Annotated in this window: 13 protein-coding genes; 7 read left to right on the top strand and 6 right to left on the bottom strand. The window is 51.6% G+C overall.

Annotated features, from left to right (window positions below):
* The first annotated feature begins 25 nt into the window (after positions 1-25).
* Both ercA and BUF15_RS11640 read left to right on the top strand, forming a co-directional pair.
* Complete coding sequence (ercA, locus tag BUF15_RS11645; protein WP_073613660.1) at positions 26-1,177, top strand: alcohol dehydrogenase-like regulatory protein ErcA; 1,152 nt, start codon at positions 26-28, stop codon at positions 1,175-1,177.
* Positions 1,161-2,516: a hybrid sensor histidine kinase/response regulator gene (locus BUF15_RS11640; protein ID WP_073613659.1), complete on the top strand. Its 1,356-nt coding sequence runs from the start codon at positions 1,161-1,163 to the stop codon at positions 2,514-2,516. The genes ercA and BUF15_RS11640 overlap by 17 nt, the downstream gene beginning before the upstream one ends.
* Positions 2,517-2,539: 23 nt before the next feature.
* Here the strand turns inward: BUF15_RS11640 and BUF15_RS11635 are convergent, their stop codons facing one another.
* Together BUF15_RS11635 and BUF15_RS11630 are read right to left on the bottom strand one after the other, a co-directional pair.
* Positions 2,540-4,447, bottom strand: a complete 1,908-nt coding sequence (locus BUF15_RS11635) for a biotin/lipoyl-containing protein (protein ID WP_073613658.1) — start codon at positions 4,445-4,447, stop codon at positions 2,540-2,542.
* A 74-nt stretch (positions 4,448-4,521) separates the two neighbouring features.
* Positions 4,522-5,964 carry an acetyl-CoA carboxylase biotin carboxylase subunit gene (locus tag BUF15_RS11630; RefSeq protein ID WP_073613724.1) on the bottom strand — a complete coding sequence of 481 codons (1,443 nt, stop codon included), beginning with the start codon at positions 5,962-5,964 and terminating at the stop codon, positions 4,522-4,524.
* Between the two features lie 204 nt (positions 5,965-6,168).
* Between BUF15_RS11630 and BUF15_RS11625 the strand changes: the two genes are divergently transcribed.
* Positions 6,169-7,008 carry a hypothetical protein gene (locus tag BUF15_RS11625; RefSeq protein ID WP_073613657.1) on the top strand — a complete coding sequence of 280 codons (840 nt, stop codon included), beginning with the start codon at positions 6,169-6,171 and terminating at the stop codon, positions 7,006-7,008.
* Between the two features lie 34 nt (positions 7,009-7,042).
* On the opposite strand, the gene BUF15_RS11620 is transcribed toward BUF15_RS11625, so the two are convergent.
* On the bottom strand, positions 7,043-7,810 hold the full coding sequence (locus BUF15_RS11620; protein ID WP_073613656.1) for a glucose 1-dehydrogenase: 768 nt from the start codon (positions 7,808-7,810) through the stop codon (positions 7,043-7,045).
* Between the two features lie 206 nt (positions 7,811-8,016).
* Between BUF15_RS11620 and BUF15_RS11615 the strand changes: the two genes are divergently transcribed.
* Complete coding sequence (locus BUF15_RS11615) at positions 8,017-8,202, top strand: hypothetical protein (protein ID WP_073613655.1); 186 nt, start codon at positions 8,017-8,019, stop codon at positions 8,200-8,202.
* A 53-nt stretch (positions 8,203-8,255) separates the two neighbouring features.
* Here BUF15_RS11615 and BUF15_RS11610 read toward each other — a convergent pair whose 3' ends face one another.
* Complete coding sequence (locus BUF15_RS11610) at positions 8,256-8,801, bottom strand: hypothetical protein (RefSeq protein ID WP_143170697.1); 546 nt, start codon at positions 8,799-8,801, stop codon at positions 8,256-8,258.
* A 243-nt stretch (positions 8,802-9,044) separates the two neighbouring features.
* Here BUF15_RS11610 and BUF15_RS11605 point away from each other — a divergent pair, with 243 nt between their 5' ends.
* The 3 genes from BUF15_RS11605 (at position 9,045) to BUF15_RS11590 (ending at position 13,274) form a co-directional block, all read left to right on the top strand.
* A complete protein-coding gene (locus BUF15_RS11605) occupies positions 9,045-9,413 on the top strand; it encodes a hypothetical protein (RefSeq protein ID WP_073613653.1) in 369 nt (122 codons plus the stop codon).
* A gap of 253 nt (positions 9,414-9,666) precedes the next feature.
* Positions 9,667-11,688: a hypothetical protein gene (locus BUF15_RS11600; protein WP_073613652.1), complete on the top strand. Its 2,022-nt coding sequence runs from the start codon at positions 9,667-9,669 to the stop codon at positions 11,686-11,688.
* Positions 11,689-11,939: 251 nt separating this feature from the next.
* Entirely contained in the window at positions 11,940-13,274 is a 1,335-nt protein-coding gene (locus BUF15_RS11590; protein ID WP_073613650.1) for a response regulator, read from the top strand.
* A gap of 40 nt (positions 13,275-13,314) precedes the next feature.
* Here BUF15_RS11590 and BUF15_RS11585 read toward each other — a convergent pair whose 3' ends face one another.
* Together BUF15_RS11585 and BUF15_RS11580 are read right to left on the bottom strand one after the other, a co-directional pair.
* The gene (locus tag BUF15_RS11585) at positions 13,315-13,698 is read right to left on the bottom strand and encodes a response regulator (protein WP_073613649.1); all 384 of its coding nucleotides are present in this window, start codon (positions 13,696-13,698) and stop codon (positions 13,315-13,317) included.
* 1 nt (position 13,699) lies between these two features.
* Positions 13,700-16,294 (bottom strand): PEP/pyruvate-binding domain-containing protein, encoded by a 2,595-nt coding sequence (locus BUF15_RS11580; protein WP_073613648.1) that lies wholly within the window; start codon positions 16,292-16,294, stop codon positions 13,700-13,702.
* Positions 16,295-16,327 lie beyond the last annotated feature (33 nt).

Raw genomic sequence — 16,327 nt, 5'->3', positions numbered from 1 at the left:
GTCGACTGCCCCTTGTGAGGATAAAATGATCGAATTACGTAAGTTTGTTGCTCCCGAGTTTATCTTCGGTGCTGGAGCCATCGATCTGGCAGGGCGTTACGCCCAGAATTTTGGTGCTGAAAAGGTCTTCATAGTTACCGACCCCGGTGTCATTCAGGCTGGTTGGACGGGAAAAGTACAACAGATTCTTGAAAATCAGGGAATTGACTCTTCAATCTTTTCTGGCATCTCACCCAACCCACGAGCTGAAGAAGTTATGGTTGGAGCTGAGCAGTACAGAGAACATGGATGTGATGTCATTATCGCCATCGGCGGTGGAAGCCCTATGGATTGCGCAAAAGGGATAGGTATCGTCGCCACCAACGACGACCATATATTAACGTTCGAAGGCATTGACAACGTCCCCATCCCAGGACCACCGCTTATCTGCATTCCAACTACGGCTGGAACTGCAGCCGACGTTTCTCAGTTTGCAATTATTTCCGATCAAGAAGAAAAGGTAAAAAAGGCCATCATCAGCAAGACTGCAGTGCCGGATGTTGCGTTGATCGACCCGGCTACCTGCCTCACGATGGATAGCTACCTCACGGCCTGCACAGCCATTGACGCCCTGGTGCATGCCGTCGAGGCATACGCATCAACTGCGCACGCCCCTATGTTTGATCTCCACGCCCTTGAAGCGATTCGACTCATATCCGCCAATCTTGAGAAAGTCTTGGCAGAACCTGCAGATCTTGAACTGCGTGGCAAACTTATGCTCGCCAGCCTCCAGGCAGGTCTTGCCTTTTCCAACGCCAGCCTTGGTGCGGTCCATGCCATGGCTCACAGCCTGGGAGGTTATCTTGATCTGCCCCACGGGGAATGCAATGCCATCCTCTTACATCACGTCATGGCATACAACTATCCCGAGGCAGGTGAGAGGTATCGTGAAATAGGCAAGGCACTTGGCCTTGGCGTTGAAAATATTTCCTCAAAAGAGGTGAAGAAGCTGATTTTAGCTGAGATCATCCGGCTGAAACTCTCAGCTGGCATCACCGCATCGCTCGGTCAACGTGGTGCCACAATTTCCGACATTCCTCATCTCGCCAAAAAGGCCATCAAGGACCCCTGTATGGTCACCAACCCGCGCGTACCGATACTTCGCGACATAGAGGTCATCTATGAAGAAGCCCTCTGAGGAGGTGCATCGCGAGGAAATGCTGCAGCGCATCATCGGCCTCGGAGAACGATCGCTGAAAAAAAGCTACTACCCGGAACTGCAGAAGAGAATTCGCGAACTCGAAAAGGCCAACCATGAACTGCAACACGAAATCCAGGAGCGCCTAAAGGCAGAAGCCCAGAAGGAAAAGCTGGAGTTTCAACTCAGACAATCCCAAAAGATGGAAGCCATCGGCACTCTGGCAGGCGGCATCGCCCACGACTTCAACAATATCCTTTCAGCAATCATCGGTTACACAGAACTTGCTGCAATCCATATCGAGCAGTGTGGGAATGCTGCAAACTGCCGCGCGTCCAATGATCTCGAGGGGGTGCTTCGCGGGGCCGACAGGGCCAAGCAACTGGTCCATCAGATCCTCAGCTTCAGCCGCCAGAAGGGAGGCGACATAACAGCTGTCAACCTTGAGGCGCTTCTTCGCGAAACCACCAGAATGCTCCGCGCCCTTATCCCGACAACCATTACCATTGAAACAGCAATTCATACCACCACTCCAATCATCATGGCCGATGCCACCCAGATACACCAGGTCATCATGAATCTCGGAACCAATGGTTATCAGGCAATGCTGGCTAAAGGAGGGCGGCTCCAGTTCGATCTCTCCGAAACCGACCTGCCGGTTAACGACCCGATGGTGACGAATCTGCAGCTCGCTCCCGGCAACTACCTGGTACTTCGAATATCTGATTCCGGCTGCGGCATGAACAGGGAGACACTCGCCAAAATCTTCGATCCATATTTCAGCACCAAAATCGGCAAGGGAGGGACCGGACTTGGCCTGTCGGTAGTTCACGGCATCGTCTCATTGCACAAAGGCCACATTTCTGTCTACAGCGAGCCTGGCAAGGGAACTACATTTCGAATTTATCTCCCGAAGGCAGAACAGGCAGCTGGAACTGCGCTTGTCGAAGCCCATCCTGTCTTGCAACGAGGAGAAGAACGACTGCTCATCGTCGATGATGAAGCTGATCTGCGTGAAGTATTGCAGCGCATCCTCGAAAACATCGGTTACAGTGTCACAGTAGCGGCAACACCAATAGAAGCTCTGGCGCGTTTTACGGCAACACCTCATGATTTCGACATGCTGATAACCGACATGAACATGCCGGAAATGGATGGGGCCGAACTCATAGACAAAGTTCGTGCTCTACGTGAGAATCTGCCAGTGATTCTCTGCACCGGTTTCAGCGAGACAATGAATGAAAAATCCACACGGGCGCTTGGCCGCGCCCGCCATCTCGTGAAACCGGTGACACAGAAAGAGCTGCATGAAACTATCCGCAGCCTTCTGGATAGTTAAATAAATTCAACAATCCAGAACAATTAGATATCCTGATCAATCTTGAGGATCTTGTCGCCGGTCTGCATTGCCTGCCCACTTTTGGCTGAAATGGCGGTGACGATGCCGTCAATCTCGCAGGTGACCGGAGTCTGCATTTTCATTGCCTCCATAACCGCTACCCGATCACCCTTCTTCACTTCCTGGCCTTCTTTAACAGAGATCTCCACCAGGTTGCCGGCAAAACCGGCCCGGACATCACCCGCCATAGCGAGATCCATAATCTCTTCCTTCGTCAGCACGACCTTCTTACCGTTGGTTCCGGCCGTCTCAAGCGGGGCAAAGTTGTAGACCCGGGGATAATGATCCACCGTCAGGTACACTGCGGTCTCACCGGTATCGACAGTTGGTGAAGGACCGATCTCGACGATATGCTCTTTTCCCGCCGTATCGGTGAAATAGAGGGTTTCACCAATCTCGAAACCGCCCTGTTTAAAAAAGATCGAAGGCGGCAGCACATGGGTCATGCCATATTCTTCTGAGAACTTGATAAAATCGATGGCGTCTTTTGGATGTTGGAGATAGAGCACGAGTTCTTCACGGTTGGGTTCACGACCGAGCTTCTCATGCAGGTTGGCCCGTTCCTCGGCGAGGTCCATATCGGGGATATCCTCCAGACCGCCCTCCTCCTCAAGTACCTGCCGCCAGTTCTCCCCCAGCACCTTCTCATAAATCCACTCTTCCGGCTGGTAGAAGGGAAAAGGCCCGTACTTCCCAAGCAGCAGGTTTTTCAAGTCGCCCGAAGGATTGCCGTAGCGCTCGCCGCCCTGGACGTTGGCCACAGCGGTGGTCCAGAGGATCTGTGACCCTGGGGTCACCGACCAGAAGTTGCCAAGCTCTTTCTGAACGCGTGGCAGCTCCTTATGAAGAATCTCAGGCATCTTAGCAAGAAATCCGCCTTTGGAAGCCTGTTCAAGACTTGAACCCATGGCCCCACCGGGCAGCTTGTGAATCTGCACGGTCGGCTGGAACCCCTTAATCTGCGACTCGAACTGATCATAATACTTCCGTTGATCCCCAAGGATATTGGAAGTTTCAATCACCGCCTCCTCGTCAATGCCGATAGCCACCTTGTCGTACTCCTTCAAGGCGTGAATGACGGTCAGAATCGGCGGCGGTCCGTAAAACCCGGTGAAGGCGGAATCGGCAGCATCGACGATAGTGGCACCGTTTATAACCGCCTCGACAATCCTGCCCACATCGTTTCCATCGGTGTTGTGACCGTGATAATGAATCACTAGGTCGGCAAAACGCTGCTTGATGGCGTCAACCAGTTCTCCGATCCTTCTCGGGCTCCCGAGACCACCATGATTCTTGATACAGAGCACGATATCGGTTCCGGTGACATCAATAATTTCCTGCACCTTCTTCAGATAAAATTCATTGGTGTGCTCAGGCCCGGTGGAGAAGCAGATACACGGCTCGTTGATCTTGCCGGCCAGCGCCACTTCCTCAAGGACGGCCTGCATGTTCGGCACATGGTTCAGGAAATCGAATGTCCGCCAGACATCAACATACTTGGCAAATTCCTGCACCGTGAAGCGGATCACGTTCTGCGGATACGGTCGGTAACCGAACAGGTTGACACCGCGACAGAGTGTCTGGAACATGGTGTTCGGCATCCGTTCGCGAAGGAGTTTCAGTTTCTTAAACGGATTAACCTGCTTGCGCATCATATCCACATGGACCGAGGCACCACCGGTAATCTCAAGCGAGTAGTAGCCGGCGCGGTCACGCGCTTCCGCGGCCAGCAGGTCGGTATGCAGAAGAATTCTGTTCTTGAAATCCGACTGCGACAGGTCGCGGGCGGTGTTGGTGATATAGTATCCCTTGGCCTGGCGCAGTTGCTGGATCGCCCGGGCCGCGGATGTTCCCTGATATATTCGTTCCATAACATCCCTCATAACTCGTTTTTCAGACCATCTGTCTCACACTGTTAAGCCCCTGCGATGCGGGGCAAACCGGATCATGAGGCAAACGGATTCTCCCCCCGGTGATGAATTTCCGCGATAAACTTGGCCAGCTTGCCCGCCTCGCCGATACTCTCCTCATAATGAAAGAGATGCGGGTGAGTATCCAGATAAGAGGTATTAAAGTCACCCTTAATAAAGTCAGGATCATCGACAATACGAAGATAAAAAGGGATAGTCGTCTTCGGGCCAACAATTGCAAAATTTTTCAGACACCGCTTAACCCGACCGACAGTCTCATCCCAGGTGAACCCATGAACGGTGAGCTTTACCAACAGGGAATCATACACCTCTGGAATCTCATATCCCTGGTAGACAAAGCCGTCGAGGCGGACGCCGAAACCACCGGTCGAACGGTAAACGCTGACCTTCTTACCACCCTCGGGCATGAAATTGTTTTTGGGGTCCTCGGCGTTGATCCGCATCTCGATGGCATGGCCGCGAATCTGGACATCCTCCTGTCCGAAAGAGAGCTCATAGCCGAAAGCCAGCTTGATCTGGTTTCTGACGATATCAATACCGGTGACCATTTCAGTTACCGTATGCTCAACCTGAATCCTGGTGTTGATCTCCATGAAATAATAGTTCAGGTCTTTATCGATCAAGAACTCGACAGTACCGGCGTTGAAGTAGTTGGCAGCTTTAGCTGCCTTTACCGCAGTCTGGCAGATCTCCTCAAGGAGCTCGGGATTGGCTACCCGGGACGGGGCAAGTTCAATCAATTTCTGGTTGCGCCGCTGGATAGAGCAGTCACGGGTGCCGAGATGGAGGGTTTTGCCGGTTTTATCGGCAATGATCTGAACCTCGACATGCTTAGGCTCAAGCACCACCTTTTCCAGATAGACTGAATCATCATTAAACGCTGCTTTGGCTTCAGCACGTGCCACCGGGATTTCGTTTACCAGCTGATCTTCTGTATCGATCCGCCGGATACCGCGGCCACCACCACCCGAAGTTGCTTTCAGCATCACGGGATAGCCATATTTGCGGCCAAATTCAATCGCGTTTTGCAGGCCCTCTTCACCATGGGGCAGATTCTTCGTGCCGGGCACCATGGGGATACCGGCGTCTGCCATAATCTGCCGGGCAACGACCTTGTTTCCGAGATCGGCAATGACTTTTGAAGAGGGACCGATAAAGATGATTCCTTCCTCCTCGCAAGCCTTGGCAAAGCCAGGATTCTCAGCAAGAAAACCATATCCAGGATGGATGGCATCTGCGCCGGTATGCTTGGCAGCGGCGATAATTTTTCGAATGTTCAGATAGTCGCATCTCGGTCCGTTCCCTAAAAGAACAGCCTCGTCGGCCAGTCGAATATGCCTGGAACGTTCATCTGGCTTTTCATATACCGCCACCGCCGTACAATCCAGTTCCTGGATCGCCCGGATAAGGCGTATCGCTATCTCACCACGATTAGCTACAAGTATTTTCTTTTTCACTGCTTCTCTCAGATGTTGTTGAAGGAAAACAAGGAAGGGTTGGCAAATCTCCATGAAATAGAGCTGCAAGAGATTACTTCAATCACTATTTTTTATCAAACACATTCATGATATTTATTGTCATTTTTATCTTTTTTGCAAGTTATCTCGGAATATTTCCCTGCTATCACATGAATATTCCCATGAGTTACGGCATTTTGCCTCATGACCACTCCCAAACAAACAACGAGGGGACACTGCTTCCATATTCATTCAGCTAATGATAAACTTCTCGAAAAGCACTACGCTGACTATCGCTATCGCTCTATTGAAATGGTTCAGGCTGCTGAAAACATGTCCACCGGAAGACAAAAATCAACCGTCAAAGCCGATATTGGTAAAAACCGACTCATTTTCACTTTCCGCGGCTGGCTGGTGAAAAAAGATCTCGACAGTCTCTATACCGACGTACGATTTTGCGTAGCGGATCTCAAGCCAGGTTTTCATGTGATCACTGACCTCACCGACTCCACCTTCGGCAGCCTGAACTGCCTCTCCACCTTTCGAAAAATCATGGGATTTCTCATGGAGAAAAAAGCCGGCCAGGTGGTCCGGGTAACACGGGAATCCAGCCTGATCCATAAGCAAATCATGAATTTTTCAGCACGGCTGCAGGGGTATAAACCGATCTATGTCGGAACGCTGGCGGAAGCGGAACGGGTTCTCGCGGATCAGAACAGCAGCAAAAGCCTGCGCTTTCTTTTGCATCAAACCCCGACACATTTTTCGGCAAGTGGTGTCAAAGAAACTGGTTATATACGTGAAATATCTATTATCGACTGCATCATCGAGTTTTTCTCCTCCGAGCTCCATATCGGCCAGAGTATCGTTCTCGAATTTACGTTTGCCCAAAAAGACGGTTCCTCGCAGTCTTTTGAAATTCCCTCGAAGATTACAGCCATTGAACATGACCACTTTACCGCGGAATTCGTCGATATAACAGAAGAGCAACAACAACAGCTCAATGCCTGTCTCATCCGCGAGGCCCAAAAAGAACCTGAATAACACGCATAACACAGATGCCCCCTGGTCTCTTGTGCTATTCGATATACATCATCTTCTTCGTCATGCCGCCATCGACGACAAACGATTGGCCGGTAATAAACGATGCCTCCTCACCTAAAAGAAATGCGGTGAGAGCTGCAATATCTTTGGCTGCTCCTACCCTGCCAGCCGGGTGCTGCAGGTGATCTTCTTCAGACAGCTGCGGAGCGATCCGGACTGTGCTTTTCTTCTCATTACTGACATCGATCCAGCCAGGCAGAATACAGTTCACCCGAACCGCGTGACCGAGACTCACCGCCAGCGCATGTGTTAAGGAGACAAGACCGCCCTTGGAGGCCGAATAGGCCTCGGTGTTTGGTTCCGACTGCAGGGCCCGGGTGGAAGAGATATTGACGATTGCCCCTTTACGTTCCTTGAGAAAAGGGGCTGCATGTTTTGCCATCAGGTAGGCGCCGGTCAGGTTGGTGCCGATCATCTTCTCCCAGTCATCAAGAGAAAGATCGGTGACCGGAATCCGGCCGGGACTTGCAATTCCGGCATTATTCACCAGACCATCAATCGCCCCGAACCGATCAACAGCAAAACCAATACATGCCCTGACCGACGCTTCACTCCTCACATCGGTCAGGGAAAAGACCAGTCGTTCATCAGCCTCATGATATTCCAGCACCTCATTCCCAGCTTCATTGTCAATATCGGCCATCACCACATTCCAGCCCTGCAACAGAAAATAATCCACCATACCGCGACCAATACCCTGGGCTCCACCGGTTACGATAACTGTCTTGAATATGTCCACCATTGTGTCCTCCTTCTGCAATGATTTATTTCCCGTTAACTCGCAGAAAAAATCATCACCTCATATTTTTTTCGCCAATTTCAATCCCTGCTGTCGGTCTTTTTGTAAGAGGATGGGCGTATACTGCCTGCAGATCCTTCACCTTAAACGTTGTAGAAATTCCAGAAAAATGGACATCACCACATTTATTCAACATCACGAGAGTTTTCATGACACCTGAACAACGCAACGATCTCTGCATCGAGTGGGAATACACCAACCCCGTAACTCGTCACCAGATAATTGAAGAATACCAGAAAGAACGGGCCAAAAGCCAGCAATGGGCTGATTGGGAAGAGTTTATGGTCGAACGCCTCAAACTCAAAGCGTTCTGGGAGACTGTCGGCCTGGCCTGATAACCTGACCGGAGAAAAGCCATCCGAAATTCACCTTCGGCCAGGCACCAGTATTAATGCACTTTACGTAGTTTTCGACCGTCGCCGGTCGAGATTGTCCTGCCTGCCGTCACCATCGCCTCGATCCGCTCATTGATCTCGGCAAGCGGTATGTCAAGAGCCTCAGCCAGTTGCTCTGCAGTATAATAGCCCCGCCCTTCCTCATCCTGCAACTGCGGTACCAACCCGGGAAAACGCAGGTGAAACACCCTGGCGAGCTCTGTCCGCGCCTCTTCAGGTACATGTTCGAAAATATAGCGCATCACTGCATGCTGCAGATATGATGATTTGGAAGTGGCGGAACACCCATCCTCTCCAGCAGCTTGCAAGGCGCTTTCCAAATTGTTGAACTGACGATACAGCGCCAGGATGATCTTTTCCGCGTCATGGGGAGAAAGGGCGTCACAACAACAGCCAATCAGCATTTTCCCGCAGACAGGACATTCCTCGCCGTCGCAACCCGCCTTGTGCTCCTCTTCACGTCTGCAGCCACATTGCCCACACGAATCCCGACCAGCCTGAACCATCAGTTGCTCTAACCCGTAGGGTACTCTTTTCATATAGTTTTTCACTTTTCACCCACACATCAAAAAAAGACCACAAAAAAAGCAATTTACACGATATGTCGTGCGTGGTATAAATGTAAGTATAATCTTTATTAATTAATAAGATCTAATTGACATTTTACGAGTCTATCGACGCTTTTTGCTGGCTGAACTGATTGTTTCATACCTTCAAGTATAGTACTTTAGCCGCCGATTTTCCCATTTCTTTCAACTATCGGCACTTAATTTGGAGATTTTATGTCACAGAGAAAATTTAGAAGAGCACAGCAAAAATCAGGCAAACCGCAATCTCAGCCTCAACCATCGCCTTCAACGACTCATCAGCCCTCAGTCCAGGCCTTGGTCTGGTACAAGGAGGAGCACTGGCTCACGTTAAAGGAGATGTTTGTGGACGGCGACATGCTGCCAGCCAGCTTTGACGATTGGCTCACCCGCGCTGAGAAGATGAAAAAAGATGCCGAAGCGGCGGGAGACGCCGTTATTAAGGTGTTTATCGATCCTGAAACATTTCCTGGATGGTGTGAGTCTAAAGGACTACCCATGGACAGCGAGGCTCGCTCTCAACTCGCAATAGAGGTAGCTCAGGCACAGTCATTTTCGGTGTAACCGTCTATTTTATCTATCGGCTACTGACGTACCTGGTGCTTGGCAACCACTCGATTACTCCGGCGTTATGACCTCTCCCATCGAGACCATTGCAAGCAGCGGCAGGAGGCACCATGGAAATGACAGGAATCAAGCATTACCACATGGTGGCATATCTCTTGCTAGCTGGCAAGTGATGTAATCATTTTGACTAGGTCGCCTCCCGCCTCACAGGGGCGGCCTCACACTCATAAGTCCACGGGAGGATTTTTGCATGATAAGATTTGTTGTAACAGCAGGTTTGTGCATCTTACTGGCAAGCAACTGCTATGCCGAGGACCGGAATATCAGCATGTCGGCAACGCCGGCAGAGCTCACCCAGGGAGAGACAGTTCAGCTCAACTGCAAAGCTACTGGAGAATGGAGATTACCTTTACGATCAGCAACTATAACTATCGTTGACGGTGCTGGCCAAACCATGGTCAGCGGTGAAAGTATGGCGATTGATAGAGCTACCGCCAATTACAATTATACAATCCCGGTAAATAGCCAGACTGGAAACTGGAGTTACAAATGTGTTCTTCGCGACCGCTCAGAGCGGGAACGAAGCACGTCCAGCTTCGCTGTAACAGAGACTACTGCAGCCCTTCCCCCCGTCGTCGGTCCCCCGGAGGAAGAACCGCCGGTGCAAGGTCCCATTGCCGATCACAACACCATCACCAGCTATAACGGCCCGGCCACCTGTATCGCTTGCCACCAGAAGGAAGCCGACGATATGTTGAACAGCCTGCATATGCAATGGTCTGGCCCCACGCCTGATCTGATCAATACCAACGGCGAAGCTCTTGGCAAGGCCAAAGGCGGCATCAACACTTTCTGCACGTATGCTCCGTCATCCAAGGGCGCCTGTTACTCCTGTCATGTCCGTGCTGATGGTAACGCTCCGCATCCGCCGGAAGCAACAGATGTCGACTGTTTGATGTGCCACAACGACACCTACCAGCGTACCTTTGAGAGCGACCCGAGCAGTGCCGAGACGGTTACCAACATTCTCGGCGAAGAAAAGACCTATGTGTTCGGTAAAGTCGATGGCCAGGGAAATTATCTGACCAAACCGGATTTTGCCAAGATGCCCGCTGGAACCACCATGGTCAACCTGGCCAGAACGGTACATTTACCCACAACCAAATCCTGCCTGCGCTGTCATGCCAAGGCCGGAGGTGGTGACTGGACCAAACGTGGCGACATGGGCATCAACTCTGCTAGCGCAACCAAAGAGCAGGATGTCCACCTGGCCAAGGACGGTGCCAACCTCTCCTGTGTTAACTGTCATGCCGCCCTCGATCACAAGATCAGCGGTCGCGGCATCGACCTGCGCCAGACAGAGGCCGATCGACCCACCTGTAAGGCCTGCCATACTGACGCTCCCCATCAGAGTTCTACACTTAACAATCACGCCAGAGGTCAGGTAAGCTGCCAGGTCTGCCACATCCGCGAGTTTGCCAAGGGCGGTGCCACCGAGATGGCCAGAGACTGGCGTATACCGGTCTGGAACCAGGCCTTCTGCTCCGGCCAGGGCGGTTTTGTCGGCGAAGAAACCAAAGAATCCAATGTCAAACCAGAGTATGTGTGGTTTGACGGAACCTCCTATGTTTACAACGTCGGCGAAACTATCAGCCCCGACGAAAATGGCATGTACGTGATGGCAAAAGCTCACGGCAGCCCATTCGACGGCAAATCGTCCATCGTGCCCATCAAGCGACATGGAACCATCATGCCGTTGCATGAAAGCGGCAAAATCATTCCGCCTGCGATCATGTGGATGTTCATGACCGGCGACTTCGACCTCGCCGTGGTAAAAGGTATGGAAGAACAGGGTATGACCGGCAACTATACGCTGGTTGAAGCAGAGGCTGAAATGCTCATTACCCATGGCGTTGAGCCGAAAGGGAATGCCCCGACCTGTACTGAATGTCACAGCGGCAATGGTGCTACTCCGGACGGCACCAGAATGCTCCCCTTCACAGCTCTCGGTTATCACGAGGTACCTGCCAAGGTACTCTCTTGCACTCTCTGCCATGAACAAAAAAGCATGTCCTGGCAGTCAATGCACACCAGCCACAAGAGTGACGGCATCAGCTGCACCAGTTGCCACACTCCTGAACCTACAGGATTGGTGAAGAGTCAAAGCGTTCTCTGCAGCAGCTGCCATGAGAGAAAATCATGGAGAAGCGAAGGACATAAAAAACATATCGAGAAAGGGTTCGATTGTGTGAAATGTCATACTTTTTCATAACACGAATTTGATTTTCTGAGGTCGGTCCCTAAAAGGGTCCAGGAACAACATGTCTCCTGGACCCTTTCTTTTTTGGGGCAATGCTACCAACTGCCCCAACTCGCCAACGAGCCTTCTCTTCTTTTCTCATGATTATCTCTTCGGATTTACAAACATATGCCGTAAGGCTCATATACTCATTAGATTCTATTTGAATTTCCGCGGTCATTATGCTGAAATAAACTGAAATTCAGCCTTTTCCAGGGAGCACTATGTCAAACAAGACCATCATGGTTGTCGATGACTCTTCGACCATCCGTAAAATTATTCAACGCGAGCTTTCCAAATCCGATTATGAAGTCCTTCTGGCAAGAAACGGCATGGAGGCCATGGCCATACTCGAATGGGCTGATCCGTTGCCGGACTTGATCACCCTTGATATCGACATGCCGAAAATGAACGGCTTCGAGGTGTGTCGCAAGATCCGTGAGCAGGCTGAAGAAGGCGATGAGCATAAACAAAAAGTCGCCCAGATCCCTGTCGTCTTCGTCTCCGCTAACGATACTATCGAAAATCGAGAAAAGGGATATGGGTTCGGCATTATCGACTTCATCAGCAAACCTTTCGCAGCGGGCAAGATGCTTTCAACTATTGACAACATCCTCAATGCCCAGGAACAGTTCGCCGACATGAAGGCGTTGATCGTCGAGGATTCACCTTTTGTCCGTCGGCTTGTCCGCAACATCCTGGCCAGGCATGGTCTCACCATCCTTGAGGTGGCAGATGGGCAGGAAGCACTGGAGCTGATAAAAGACCATAATTTTGAGATTGATATTATCATTACCGACTACGTCATGCCTGGCATGAGCGGTGAGGAATTGTGCCGGACTCTGAGAAGTCTTCCACCATTAGAACAGGTGCCAATTTTTTTCATCAGCTCGGTTGAAAGCAAGGAAACCATTCTCGGCTTCTTTAAGGTGGGCGCCAATGATTATCTGCCGAAACCTTTTACCAAAGAAGAGTTCAGAGCAAGAATCCTCACACATCTGCGCAACAGAAAATATGTAAAGGAACTGGAATCATTAAATGCCAAGCTCAAATTCTTCGCAGAACATGACGCCCTCACCGGACTGTTCAACCGGCGCTACTTTCAAAAAGAATTAGACCCCCTTTTTGCTCACTGCAGATATCGGAACGAGAATCTTTCTGTAATCCTGATTGATCTGGACTTTTTCAAAAGGGTCAATGACAACTTTGGTCACGCCTTTGGTGATATCGTACTACAGGGATTTTCCGAGATTTTAGAGAAGAGCACACCAGACTCGAGTATTGCGGCCCGTTACGGGGGGGAGGAGTTTGTCCTGCTGCTCCCAGAAACCAGCCTGGAAGACAGCGTCAGAATCGCCGAGCAGATTCGCTGGGCTGCGGAAGGACATATCTACACAGACAACACCACAGAATTGCAGGTGACAATCAGTCTTGGCGTTGCTTCACTTACTGAACATCAACCGGAAAACCCGGACAGGATCCTTATCATGGCGGATGAGGCGCTCTACACAGCCAAGGAGATGGGCCGAAATCGGGTGGAGGTGTACGCAGCAAAGTAAAATCGCCAATCCCAGATCCCTTGTACCTTAGGGATGCTTTTCAGCCATGCCCCCGGGTCGCCGCCTTCTCCCGGGCAAGGGTGATTTTTTCAAGCAACTCATCAAAATCCACCGGTTTCAGACAGTAATCGAACGCCCCCTGGCGCATCCCCAGTAGACCGGTATTGAGTGATCCATGTCCGGTCAGGATGATAACCTCAAGTTCAGGCTGCACGGTTTTCATCTCCGCCATGCAGGCAAGACCGTCCTTGCCAGGCATACTCACATCCATGATAACCACATCAAAGCAGCCTTTGCCAAGCAGATCGAGTGCCTCCATGCAGCTGGTAGCCGATTCGAAATCAACCTTACGCCGGCGAAAAAATTTCCCCATGACTTCGAGATAATCGGTCTCGTCGTCAACGATCATGATTTTGTGGCTCATATCATCCTCCCGAACTGTACTCTTGAACCGGTGCATCGATTGCGAGCATCGCATCGATCTCCTGCCGGAACTTCTGTCTGTACCGTTCAACCGCCTGGGGCTGGGTCATGACCATATCAAGCTGACGGGCATGCAGCGTCAGATAACCGAGAATCCGCAGCCGTTCCCGCAAATACTCCGCCGACTGCTTCTTGACCCTCGCCAGAAGAGCGTCAGAACGCAACTCAACTCTGAAACCATAATGTTGAAGGATCTCTGCCAATAATTTTGCCCGCACTGCCTTTCTGCGGGTATCGGCCGCCCCACCCTTGAAACGGAAGGTGACATAGCTCTCGGTGAGCAGATCGCTCAAATAGGCCTCGATCATCGCATAGTGATACCCCAGCCGTACACTGAGATTGCAGAAATTTGCGGAGATAAGGAAATAGTTCTTGGTAGTAAGCGGTGTCGCTACCGACGGGTCGATATCCGGCCGCATAGCAGACTGAAAAATGATAGATCCAAAACCTTTGGCGCTGATGGGCGGCGGCCCCTGCCAGGGGTATGCAGAGATCCCTTGCCAAATGGCCAGCATCGGCTCCGAAACAATTTCATCGATGCGGATCGTTCCCGCCTCATTCGCCACCCCCGGTTTAAATCCGTCCGCCAGATCTATCACCCACCATTCCAACGGCACATCCCCTACCAGACGCTTTGCCCCCCCGGGATCAAAATGGCTGCCACGGCCCAGGGTAAACATCTCCGCCACCGATTTTTCATGGCAGAACCGCGTAATATCATGCAAGGTCTCGCACCAGGACGATTTAAACTGCAGGGAAGTCGGGTCATTGAGGTTGAGCGGAGTGATAAGCTGCAGGGCCTCGGTGAGAATACGCTGCACCGGACTACCGGCCATAATGTCCCGCTTCACTCCCCGCTGGCTCAAGAGATCTTCGCGCACCCCGTGATACAACGATTTCGCCTGACTGTTGATCGTAATTATGTCACCTTGCACCAGTCGTTGCCGTACCCCGCTTACTCCAAAAAGCGCCGGAATACCAAATTCACGGGAAATGGTGGCCAGATGCCCTGCTTCTGATCCCGTTTCGGCGATAACCGCCGCAGCACGGCTGACCAGCGGGGCCCACTCCGGCAACGGATGCTCCAACACCAACATGGCCCCATTAGGGAAAGTACGCATCTCCTCATCCGAGTTCACATGAAAGACTTGGCCGCTGGCAATGCCAGCGGCCGCGCAGACGCCACCCGTCAAAAAGGGCAGCTCGCCTTCAGCGTGAGCTGCGGGAGCGGGAATTGTCTCTTTTTTTGCAGCCGGATCGGGCCGCATCATCGGCCTGCTTTGGAGGATATTAAGCGTGCCGTCGACGGCAAACGACCATTCGATATCCTGCGGCTCACCGAAATAGGTTTCGATAACGATCGCTTTTTCGGCCAGCAACCGCAGTTGCTCTGTATTGAGGATCGGTTCAGCCAGGTTGTGCTCATTCTTGAATGCACCGTGACCCAGCTCCTGCCTGACCACACTATACGGAGGATTTCTCGCCAACAAAAAGAAGTCGGTGGCAGCAATGCCATCGACCACACCGCGGCCAACCCCTTTGACCGCGTTAATGCTCATCACCTCAGCCTCTTCACCACCTGGAACTCTTGAATAGGTCACACCGCTTACAACGGCATCGACCATCGCCAGGCAGCCGACACACATTTCAATATCTTCGTGCCGGTAACCGCGTTTGCGGCGGTAGGCAATAGCCCTGGCTCCATATTTGCCAGCCACAACCTCCTTATAGGCCGTCGTCAATCTCTCCCGATCAACATCGAGAATGGTGCGATACAGGCCGGCAAAGGAGACGCCCGCACTATCTTCACCAAGGCCGCTGGAGCGAAGAGCAACCAGACAACCGGGGCCGTTTTTCTCTTCCAGGCTGCGATAACCTGCCACCAGCATTTCTTCCAGTTCTGCCGGTAGCGGACTATCGATGATCATCTTCTTGATTTCACTGCAGGCCCGGTAGAGTCCGTCCATATCGTCAGGATCAAGGGTCTGTAGCCGCCGGTTGATTTCATCGATATGGGTACCGGTCAGAAAACGTCGTGTCGCAGTGGCGGTCACCACGAAACCTGGTGGCACCAGCAACGACGGGATAGCAGAGAGTTCTCCCAGATTGGCCATCTTCTCGCCGACCTGCTCTCTGTCCCTCCGGGTAACCTCGCCGAGCGGCAGGATAAACGGGCCATCCCGAAACTCCGGTTTCCGTTCGATAATCCCGCTCAATTCACAGCTGATTTTATCAAATATTTCTTCAAGTTCCGTATATCTTCCGCCCGCCATCTCACGGAGACCACGGATCATCTTATAAACATTGACCAGAATAGTATTGATCTTGGACCGCACAACCGCCATCCGGTAACTCTCCCCGCTATAGTAGACCTTTTCCAGTTCTGCCATGGCCTGAAGGGCGTTATTGTTGGCGGTGAGCAGGCTGCGAAAATGGGCATAGCGTCGGGCAAAGGCCGCCCGCAACTCCTCCGGACTCCGCTTTGGCGGTGGAGGTGCAAAGAACATATTCTTTATGGCGGAAAATACGTTGCGCATTCGCTTAGGTCCTTAGGACGAAGCGAACCATAC

The organism is Desulfopila aestuarii DSM 18488 (assembly GCF_900143695.1).
GTDB classification, from domain to species: Bacteria; Desulfobacterota; Desulfobulbia; order Desulfobulbales; family Desulfocapsaceae; genus Desulfopila; species Desulfopila aestuarii.
The sequence above is the reverse complement of the archived record's forward strand: the minus strand, read 5'-3'. Positions and strand labels throughout refer to the sequence as shown.

Excerpts from the sequence above, each read along its gene's own strand:
- BUF15_RS11590 (WP_073613650.1), top strand. The coding sequence starts at position 11,940 with ATGTCAAACAAGACCATCATGGTTGTCGATGACTCTTCGACCATCCGT.
- BUF15_RS11605 (WP_073613653.1), top strand. The coding sequence starts at position 9,045 with ATGTCACAGAGAAAATTTAGAAGAGCACAGCAAAAATCAGGCAAACCG.
- BUF15_RS11640 (WP_073613659.1), top strand. The coding sequence starts at position 1,161 with ATGAAGAAGCCCTCTGAGGAGGTGCATCGCGAGGAAATGCTGCAGCGC.
- BUF15_RS11620 (WP_073613656.1), bottom strand. The coding sequence starts at position 7,810 with ATGGTGGACATATTCAAGACAGTTATCGTAACCGGTGGAGCCCAGGGT.
- BUF15_RS11610 (WP_143170697.1), bottom strand. The coding sequence starts at position 8,801 with ATGAAAAGAGTACCCTACGGGTTAGAGCAACTGATGGTTCAGGCTGGT.
- BUF15_RS11600 (WP_073613652.1), top strand. The coding sequence starts at position 9,667 with ATGATAAGATTTGTTGTAACAGCAGGTTTGTGCATCTTACTGGCAAGC.
- BUF15_RS11585 (WP_073613649.1), bottom strand. The coding sequence starts at position 13,698 with ATGAGCCACAAAATCATGATCGTTGACGACGAGACCGATTATCTCGAA.
- BUF15_RS11580 (WP_073613648.1), bottom strand. The coding sequence starts at position 16,294 with ATGCGCAACGTATTTTCCGCCATAAAGAATATGTTCTTTGCACCTCCA.
- BUF15_RS11635 (WP_073613658.1), bottom strand. The coding sequence starts at position 4,447 with ATGGAACGAATATATCAGGGAACATCCGCGGCCCGGGCGATCCAGCAA.
- BUF15_RS11615 (WP_073613655.1), top strand. The coding sequence starts at position 8,017 with ATGACACCTGAACAACGCAACGATCTCTGCATCGAGTGGGAATACACC.
- ercA (WP_073613660.1), top strand. The coding sequence starts at position 26 with ATGATCGAATTACGTAAGTTTGTTGCTCCCGAGTTTATCTTCGGTGCT.
- BUF15_RS11625 (WP_073613657.1), top strand. The coding sequence starts at position 6,169 with ATGACCACTCCCAAACAAACAACGAGGGGACACTGCTTCCATATTCAT.